10 protein-coding genes are annotated in these 9865 nt (G+C 35.7%); 2 read left to right on the forward strand and 8 right to left on the reverse strand.

The features are described 5' to 3' along the window. Positions 1-1263: alkaline phosphatase (locus AB685_RS23000; protein ID WP_047972909.1), on the forward strand; the 1263-nt coding region annotated here is incomplete at its 5' end. A 256-nt stretch (positions 1264-1519) separates the two neighbouring features. Continuing rightward, the gene (locus AB685_RS31810) at positions 1520-1756 is read left to right on the forward strand and encodes a hypothetical protein (protein WP_198530570.1); all 237 of its coding nucleotides are present in this window, start codon (positions 1520-1522) and stop codon (positions 1754-1756) included. A 623-nt stretch (positions 1757-2379) separates the two neighbouring features. Here the strand turns inward: AB685_RS31810 and AB685_RS31815 are convergent. From AB685_RS31815 to AB685_RS23040, 8 genes are all read right to left on the reverse strand, one after another. Beyond that, positions 2380-2613 (reverse strand): hypothetical protein, encoded by a 234-nt coding sequence (locus AB685_RS31815; protein WP_047972910.1) that lies wholly within the window; start codon positions 2611-2613, stop codon positions 2380-2382. A gap of 258 nt (positions 2614-2871) precedes the next feature. Continuing rightward, positions 2872-3528 (reverse strand): HAD-IA family hydrolase, encoded by a 657-nt coding sequence (locus AB685_RS23010; protein WP_047972911.1) that lies wholly within the window; start codon positions 3526-3528, stop codon positions 2872-2874. An 84-nt stretch (positions 3529-3612) separates the two neighbouring features. Beyond that, entirely contained in the window at positions 3613-4356 is a 744-nt protein-coding gene (locus tag AB685_RS23015; protein WP_047972912.1) for a GntR family transcriptional regulator, read from the reverse strand. Between the two features lie 77 nt (positions 4357-4433). Continuing rightward, on the reverse strand, positions 4434-5249 hold the full coding sequence (locus AB685_RS23020; RefSeq protein ID WP_047972913.1) for a PfkB family carbohydrate kinase: 816 nt from the start codon (positions 5247-5249) through the stop codon (positions 4434-4436). A gap of 68 nt (positions 5250-5317) precedes the next feature. Then, on the reverse strand, positions 5318-6220 hold the full coding sequence (locus AB685_RS23025) for a carbohydrate ABC transporter permease (protein WP_047972914.1): 903 nt from the start codon (positions 6218-6220) through the stop codon (positions 5318-5320). After that, entirely contained in the window at positions 6213-7097 is an 885-nt protein-coding gene (locus AB685_RS23030; protein ID WP_082153737.1) for a sugar ABC transporter permease, read from the reverse strand. The genes AB685_RS23025 and AB685_RS23030 overlap by 8 nt, the downstream gene beginning before the upstream one ends. A 74-nt stretch (positions 7098-7171) precedes the next feature. Beyond that, positions 7172-8455: an extracellular solute-binding protein gene (locus AB685_RS23035; RefSeq protein ID WP_047972915.1), complete on the reverse strand. Its 1284-nt coding sequence runs from the start codon at positions 8453-8455 to the stop codon at positions 7172-7174. Positions 8456-8527: 72 nt separating this feature from the next. Beyond that, the gene (locus tag AB685_RS23040; RefSeq protein ID WP_241773368.1) at positions 8528-9547 is read right to left on the reverse strand and encodes an SIS domain-containing protein; all 1020 of its coding nucleotides are present in this window, start codon (positions 9545-9547) and stop codon (positions 8528-8530) included. Between the last annotated feature and the right edge of the window lie 318 nt (positions 9548-9865).

Here is a 9865-nt window from a genome sequence, read left to right on the forward strand (position 1 = left end):
CTTGGACAAATCGAAGTTGCTAGACTGCTAGAGTATGGAAAAGAAGGCGAACTACATATGGAGTCTTTAGAGCATACAGCTCTTTTGCGTACTTATTCAGCTAATAACTGGGTAACGGATTCCGCTGCTGCTGGTACCGCTATAGCTACATCAACTAAGACCGACAACGGGATGATTGGTGTAAATCCAGATGGTGAGAGTGTTGCTAGTATCTCGGAACTCTTCCGCAATGATGGGAAGCAAGTTGGGATTATATCGAACAATACTGTAACAGATGCAACCCCGGCTGCCTTCACAGCAAATGTTGAAACGCGTGCTGGTCAAGACGAGATCGCCCGTCAACTTTTTGAAAGAGAGTATGACCTCATGCTTGGTGGTGGCTCAAACTACTTTCAGCCTGATCGCCAAGACGGTGATGATTTAGTCGAGATGTTTGAAGAAAAAGGATACACTGTCGTAACCGATCGTGATGAATTATTAGCAGCAGATTCACCTGAACGCTTATTAGGGTTATTTCACCCTGCTTTCATGAACTATAAAGTTGATATGGATCTGTATKAGTCAAATGAACCAACATTAAACGAGATGACAGATGTCGCTCTAGATATGCTGTCTCAACATGAAAATGGATTCTTCTTAATGGTAGAAGGAGCACGAATTGACCACGCCTCTCATGCTGCTGATATCACAAGTGTATGGCAAGAAACAATTGAATTCGATAATACTGTTGCCGATGTCTTAAGCTGGATGGAAGGTCGTGATGATACGTTACTTATCGTTCTTGCAGACCACGAGACAATGGGTATTGCTGCTTCTGAGGTAATGGATAAAGAAGCATTACGCAATGTATCGGCTTCTCCAGAATACATGGTAAGTCAGTTTGAGTTTGATGAAGAAAATGGTGTCTACTTAGCTGATAGTGTTCAATCTATCGTTGAAGAGTATTCAGGATTCGCTCTAAGCGATGAAGAGGTAGAGGCGTTCAATGAGTATATTTACGATGACGAAGGCGAACTACGATTCCCACATGAGCAAGCATGGGAAATTGGAAGCTTTATCGCCGACCATTATCAAGCTGGTGTCATGAACCGTGAGATTCGCGCAGCAAGTTCAACTGGCGGCCACACTGGTAACATGGTTCCTGTGTTCGCTACGGGTTTAGGTGCAGAGCGATTCAATGGTGTGCTTGATAACACAGACGTATCACACATTATTGCAGAAATCTCTCAATTAGAGACTGAGCCTGGTGAAGTCGAGAAATAAACAGCTAATTCATATAAGTCCTAAACTGCCTTTCTTCTATATTAAAAAGAAGAAAGTCAGTTTTTTGTAGCTGTATGCACAAAATTTTCTGTTACCACTTATTCAGCTAACAAAATACGATTATCGCCCATGTCGCTGAATTAGATATGACTTTACTAATAAAAGAGGCAATTATGCTTTAAATAGTACTCAACATGCTAGAAACTCACTATCCAATAAATGCTATAATAGGTGTAATAAGCAAAGGAGTGATTATATGCCGCTTGGTTTAATGTTTGTATTTGGCTTTGTCATGATCGTGATCATTATCGTGATTGCAAGTAATGTTTCTAGGAGGGCTCATGTCAGTCATTCACCCCAACATCAGGTGACTTCAGATGTCCCCGTTACCGGCAGCAATGCGAATGACAATACTCCTTGTTCAAGCAGCTCTAAGTCTAGCTATTACGGTGATTCAGGCAGTTCGTCTGGCGGCGGTGGCGGGTGCGATTAAAATTATTTCATCAATAAGACTGCGATAATCCAGGTGATTATCGCAGTCTTTTCAATGCGCAATACTAGACGTACAAGTGATTGGTACTCAAAGACCTTTCTAAAAATAAATACAAAAAATACCCCACACCTGTGAAGGGAATGGGATTATTATGGTTATGATAGCACCTTTCCACATCAATCACCTTTTAGAATTTAAAAACACGATTTTGTTCTTAAAAGAAATTTAGCGGAGTTGACCACAAGAGACCCAATAGGTTAATCCCAATAAAAGTCTTCTTTTTTCATACATAAGACATTTATTGCTTTTTGACGATGATCTAATTCATTCTCCTGCCACAAATAGATAAGTAGTTTTTCTGACTTTATACGATTTTAATAGAGGTTGGGGAAATACTGATTGAAATAATGCCCAACTGCTTCATAAGAACGAATCTCTCGTCCTATTTGCACTAATACTTTATCTGGTTGAGCCGCCATAATTTTAGGAAAAGATTGCTTTTGTTTTTTCGGTTCTAAGCTAGCTAAAGATTTTAAAATCTACTTGGCTATAATATGTTCTGACTTATTGCGTATTAGCGCGAAAGGCCTATGATATCTCCCATTTCCTTAAGTGATGGAACCTCACCTTTTAGTCCATTTTGTAAATCTAGTATGATTTTTTTCCCTTTCTTTCAAACAATCTCTATAGGCAAGATAGACATGAATGAACCGTTTGTAGCCTGTTGAATTTGGTTCCTTGAACAGGGAGTAGTAAGGCTTTAATTTACCATTCTTAGGTTTAGAGGAACTATAAATAGAATCAATCATATCCAAATAAAATCGTACGTCTTCTTTAGTCAATGTTTTATCGCTCATAAAACTCTCTTTCAGTTTAAGCCCCATTCCTAAGACATTAATTATTGTAGATGTCTCTTCAATCCCTAGTGTCTAATCAACAACCATTAATAAGAAGGAAACCTGATCTAACTTCCCGAAGCCTACGTTGTTTATTACAGAATAAAAGTGCAGAACTTTGCAAGGTTTAATGCAGAGTCTTGCACTTAATAATTGAGATTTCGAGGTAAGGGGGTGGCCTCCGTATTCACCACATTCCAGGGGCAACAAGCATCTACCCTATTTGTTGATATAAGCTATTACTTCTTTCAGAGACATGTCACTCATAGACTGCAACCTGTGTTCAACCATACAAAAATCCATCGTATGAGTCACTTGGTTCGGTACAATTATACATTTCATTTTTGCTTTTTTAGCAGCCATGGCTCCATTAGCAGAGTCTTCAAACACCAAACACTCCTCCACTGCAAGTCCTAATTCTTTAGCAGTTTCTAAGTACAAAGCTGGGTCAGGCTTAACCTTTTTTACATCATCCGAGGTTTTGATACAATCAAAATAATCAATAATATTTAGATTCACTAAATGAGTGGACACCCATTGATAACTTGAACTAGATGCTAAGCCAATCTTCAAATCCATTTCTTTAGCTTCTTGTAAATATTCCTCTACTCCGGCTCTCGCTTTCTCCCCAATTAGTTTATCCTGAAACTTTTCTTTGAACTGTTTTTGTAAAGTATGAGGATCTATTTTTTGTTGAATGTTCTCAATCAAGTATTGAAAAGGAGAAAAACCTGAATGTGTACCAATTTCTTGTTGCCACCGTTCAATAGGTAACTCACTTCCATATTCAGCAAAAAGCTCTTGCAGTAAAAGATATTGGTGTGTTTCGGTATCCAATATTAAACCATCAAAGTCAAAAATGATCCCTTTCACCATTTTGAACCTACCCTTCTGGTTATTTTTAACCAGATTATTCTGACTGCACTTAAATAATTATTTCAAGGTTTACTTCTATGGGGTCTAATCTGTATAATCTGCCTCAATATAAAATTTCACCCTATCTCCTAAAAGATAATATTTAGAAAAGTGGACTGGTGTATGATCCATTCCAAAAATTGTTTTCTTCACTAAGATAACAGGTGATGTCTTACTTATGCCTAAATAATCACAAATTTCAGGAGACGGAAAAACATATTCAATCTCTTTTTTCACTTTCTTAAATTTCACTTTGTAATGCTCTCTTATAAGCTCGAATGTAGAAATATTATTGGTTAGTAATGGTTCAATTCCAGGGTAAAGCTGTAAAGGTAAGTAAGCGAAGTCAACACTAAATGGTCCATCTGAATCTTTTACAAGACGTACTAGCTCTAAAAACTCGTTTTGTTCATGTAAAAAAGCTTTAGAAATTTCATTATCTTCGCGTACGATTCTCTTTAATAAAATTTCTTTTTCTATATGATTTTCTACATTTGATAATCCTTCTGTATAACCTTTTAAATTTAATAAGTGCAAATCTTTTTTAGGTGCCTTAACAAAAGTTCCTTTACCTCTGATCACTTCAATGATGCCTTCATCAACCAATTCTTTAATAGCCCTTCGAATAGTTATCCGACTCACATTAAATAATTCACATAAATTCGATTCAGTTGGAATTTTTTCTCCAGGCTTTAAATTTTTACTTTTGATCAAGTCTTTAATGCCTGCCTTAATTTCTTCATATAATAATATTGGACTATCCAAATTACTAATATCTCGACTTTTCATAATAACTCCCCTATTAACATTATTTGTGCTTCAACTGTTCTTTTACTTTACACGAGGAGAAATTAGAAAACAATTATTTAGAACTCTCTCGGGTAGCCAAATCCTCCATATATCTTACAAGTGTTTTCTGCAGAATGTGTAGCTCTCTCTAGAGAAACCCTCATATTCTCTCCACTTATATAATTCACTAAAAACCCTGCAATTAAGCTATCTCCCGCCCCCATAGTATCAACAACCTTTATTGGTTGTAGGTTCTGTTCATAAATATAATCACCCTTTATAAAAAGAGCCGGTAAACTGCCTCTAGTTAATGCCACCACCTCAAAGTTAAACACTTTAATTTCATCCATAAATTGCTTTAATTCTTCGTCAGTTAACTCCGCAACTGAAAAGAAAGCATGCTTGATATGTTTTGCTACTAGCTCTACATACTCAAGGTCTAAATTATTTGAAAAATCATAGGATATGTCGATTACTTTCGAGAGTTTAGGTAGTTCACTCTCCATAGAAGAGTAGCAGCTAACATGGCATAGATCATAATCAGAGATAAAGTCTAAATCTTCATCAGTAAGTTGCAATTTCAATAAATGTTGTACAGTATTTTTGGGTCCACCTATAAAAACTCTATCTCCCTCTGTAGTGAGAGATACTTGTGGCTGACCACTTATTCCCTCTGCAGTCCGAGCAGCTTTAAAGTCTATAGATTCTTTATTGAGAGCATACTTTATGTGTTCTGCTTTTTCATCAGTACCAAAGATACCAATATAAGCTACATTTTCTGCTCCATTTCTTTTAGCGTTTACAGCAACATTGACACAGTTTCCACCTGGATAGTACTTTTCTTGATCTAGATAACAATCTACTACATTATCACCAATAGCTATTAAATTCATTTAATAACCTCCCCATTTAAAATATGTCTTTCTATCATTCTATCTTTATATGCACATAAGTGGTCTTATTATCCTTTCACAGACCCTTCTGCTAGACCTCTGACTAAATATTTTTGTAGAAGGATGAGCAAAATAATCATAGGAATTGACGCGATCACCATCCCTGCCAGTAAAACTCCCCAGTCCGTTCTTAGTGCGTCTCTGAAATTCATTAACCCAGATGGAATCGTTTTCAATACGTCTGAATCAATAAAAACTGTAGCAAATAAAAACTCATTCCAAGCGAAGAAAGCAGTCAAAACAAACGTAGTAACAAGTATAGGTATAGACATCGGCAAGTAGATTTTAGTGTAGATTCCAAATTCAGTACATCCATCTATAATTGCTGATTCTTCTAGCTCTCTTGGAATACTTAAAAAGAATGCACGCAACAAAATAATAGCTAAAGGCAATCTAAAAGCCACGTATGTTAAAATTAATGCCCATCGTGTATTAATCAAATCCAGCCAAGTTAATAATTCAAATAATGGAATTAAGGCTACTTGTGGATTCATCATTAACCCCCCGATAATAAAGATTAACGCAGCATCTATCCACTTGGATTTATACCTTGATAAAGTAAATGCGGCCATGGATCCAATGATTACTACTAATAAAATGGTCACTGCAGTAACAAAAAGACTATTGAAAAAGTAACTAGAGATACCCATAGACCAAGCAGTAAGATAATTCTCAACATGCCATATTGAAGGAAGCCCCCACACATTATTATATATTTCCTCGTAACTCTTCATGGAAGAAATAAACATCCAATAAAGGGGATAAATAATAAGAAAGGCAAATAACAATAACCCAAGAAGAACTGTATATTTGGAAACTCTACTACGTAACTTTCGTTTGATCTTAGGTTTTTTTTCAGGGTCTACTTGCAAATATTCTTCTTTTGTATTTGTTTTAATCATTCTAATCATCCCTCCCTGTCCCAGAAACCCTAATCTGAATTAATGCAAAAATAGCTGTTAGGATAAAAATTAATGTAGCTATAACCGAAGCATATCCCATATTATCCTTAACAAAGCCTTGCTGGTACATATAAACTGATAAGGTTGTAGAACTAAAGCCCGGTCCCCCATTTGTCAATATATAAGGTTCGTTAAAAACTAACAWAGCCCCAGTTATCGTAATAAGAGTATTTACAAACATCGTTTCTTTCACTTGTGGAACAGTAATGCTAATGAACTTTCTAATTTTTCCTGCACCATCAATGTCCGCTGCCTCATATAAATCTTTAGGGATCTTTTGAATAGCTACAATAAACAACATAGTGATAAAGCCAATACTTTGCCATTGAGACATTGCAATAACTGCGTAGATAGAAGTTGTAGCATTTCCTAACCAAGGCATCGCTAAATTATCTAAGCCCACTAGTTCTAAAAAGCTGTTTAAAAGTCCCATTTGTGGGTTATAGATAAAACCAAACAATAACGCAATGACAGAAATGGAAATCATCACAGGTATGAAATAAATAACTCGTAAGAAAGGAGCTATATTTCTAAACAATTTGTCCTCTAAAATAGTGGCAAGGATTAAAGCAAATATAACTTGGAAAGCTACAGAGATAACCGCATATTTAATATTATTTACTAATGCAGGCATTACTACATTATCTTGAAACAACTGAGTATAAGCTGAAAATCCAATAAATTCTTTCTTTTGAGAGAACACACTAAAATCAAAAAAACTATTATAGAAATTTTGGAAGAGCGGAAAATAAATAAAGGTCCCTAAAAATAAGATAGTAGGTAAAATGAAAATAATTGGAATAATCGGAATTTTCTTAGCGATCATATCTACACCTCTTTTCAATTTAATAAGTCCTAATATTCAACGAACATTAGGACTTATATAATCTTAAACCAGAGCTACTTAAGACTTTCAGCTTTGCTTTGAACTTGTTTCAGAATCTCTTCTGGGGTGGATTGTCCAGTCGCCAACTCTTGTCCACCTCGCATAAAGATATCTGCAATGTTTATATTGACAGCATTATCAAACCAAGGTGTAGTAGATGAAGCATTCACAATAATATCATAAGCTTCTAAACTTGTATCATTTACATTTTCTGTAGTCACAGCACCTTTGATAGCATTTAATTGACCATCTGTTTGTGTAAACTCAAACGCCGTTTCCTCAGATGTTAAGAATTTCAAAAAGTCTACAGCTTCCTCTGGAGCATTTTTACTCAACATCCACCCTTCAGGAGCACCAGTTAATGCAGTCTGATCTCCTTTTCCGTCTGTAACAGTAGGAAAGTCAAAAAATCCAAAGTCAACATTTCCAATCTCTTCTACCATTTTAATTTCTGCAAATTGCATATACAGGATTGGTACTTCACCATTCCCAAACATATTACGGGCTGCCTCATGATCAATTGCTGTAGATACATCCCCCATATAGGTAGTTAACTCTTGAAAGATTTCTAACCCTCTTATATATCCTTCATCTTCAAAATTAGTACCCTCTAAATTATAATCTTTTTCCAAGACAGAAGGTTCTACCACTCTTTGGAAGATTGTTCCAAGGTAATGAGATATAGCCCAGGTATTCGTTAATCCCTCTACCAAAGGTTCATCATAACCTGCTCCCTGCAATTGGTCTAACACCTCAATAAACTCATCATAAGTTTGTGGAACATTGATATTATTCTCTTCAAAAATCGTCTTATTATAGAAAAATGCTTTTCCATCCACCGTAAATGGTATGCCATATGTTACATCGTCAAAGGTGAACCCATTATACTGAGATTCGATTACTTTTGATGACCATTCCTCATCAGCATTAATTACATCATTTAGCGGCATCATTCGCTCAGAAGAAACTAAATTTTGTGCGAACGAGTCTGACCATGCTGTGAATACATCTGGTAAATTGTCATTAGATACTAAAACTCTGATTTTTTCTTTATATGAATCATTTAGAACTGCGTCCACATTAATATGGACATTGGGATTTGCCTCCATGTACTCCTTAATTTTTTGATCATAAAATGACTTTCTAGGTTCATTCGGCCATCTATGAAAAAAGTCAATGACAACTTCCTCTTCAACACTGGCACTGCTACTATTCGCGCCTCCTTTGTCAGAACTACACGCGACAACAACAGAAGATAAAAGAAGTAATAGAATCKCTAAGCCGAGTAATTTTTTCATTAATAATCTCCTTTCTATCATTTATTAAACCTTGGACATTTTARGATCATTAGGGTCGGAGGGTATAATTTCTTAATACTCCATTTTCCACATATATCTTCTTACTGATAACGGATGACCTGTATGCTCAGCTAAACCATCAGCATATAATCTTGTGACTGCCCCTGCTAAAGCTGGACCAAAGTACTCTTTTAAATCATCATCGATCCCCTCGAAGACTAAATCCGCAATATCTATAACTTCTACTTTATTGCTATATTTCTTTACAAAATCTAGCGCTCTTTCATCTAGAGGACGACTTGCTCCTTCACCTTTAATAACTAGAAAAGGAACATCAAAATCTGTAATTTCAAAAGGTCCGTGGAAAAACTCTCCGGAATGAATGGCATTTGAGTGAATCCATAACATTTCCATTAACAAGCAACTTGTAAATGAGTATGCATGATGAATATACGCTCCACTGGCCATTGTGTAAATGATTTTTTCTCGTTTGTATTTTTTACCAAAATCATCTGCAACCTTAGAAAAAAGATCAACATTCTTATTAATTAACTTTTCTAGGTTTGGTAATTGGTTGACCACACGTGAATACTTTTCATCTGGTGCAAACACATTCAAAAGTTCAAAAATCAACGTATAGAATATTCCCACTTCACCATCTAACGCGTCCGCCCCATCTTTATAGTTATAATGCACAGTATACTCTGCCTCTTGACAAAGTGGTGATTCTGTATCCATTGATATAGCAACAGTCAATGCTCCTTTTTCTCTAGCAAAACTTGCTGCACTCACTGTCTCTGGAGTAGTGCCTGAATGAGATCTTAAAATGACTAAACTGTTTTCTCCTAATACTTTTGGATCGCGGTGGATAAATTCATTTGACGTATACACAAAACTCGGCACTAAAGATTCTTTACTAATAAAGTACTCACCCAATGATAATGAAGCCATCGAGCCTCCACATGCTACAAAATATACATTTTGGATATTTTTAGCTTTTACCGCGTTAACTACCTCTTTTATCTGTTTTACGTGTTCTACCTTCATTTGCACTTGCCCCTCTTTAACTGATAAACCCTGTTCTTGTTTCATAACTACACCTCCATTTTTTATAACGTCATATAACGTTATATTACGTCATATTATATATTATAGTTTTTTAATAAGTCAATATAATTTTTATTTTCTAAAAATTTAGTTAGGGATGTTTTACTAAGTTGCATGAAAATATTGAAATTAATCATCTGGTCATTGTTGGCTATGCTAGTGAGATTCATCTCTCTTTTTGAGGAAGTTACTCGCTATACGGAGGGATAAATAGGATATGACAACTTCAATTTATTAAATTTAAATGATATTGACGGGACATAAAATACTTGAAGTAAAAGATGGTTTTTCCTTCACCCCGTC

The organism is Bacillus sp. LL01 (genome assembly GCF_001037965.1).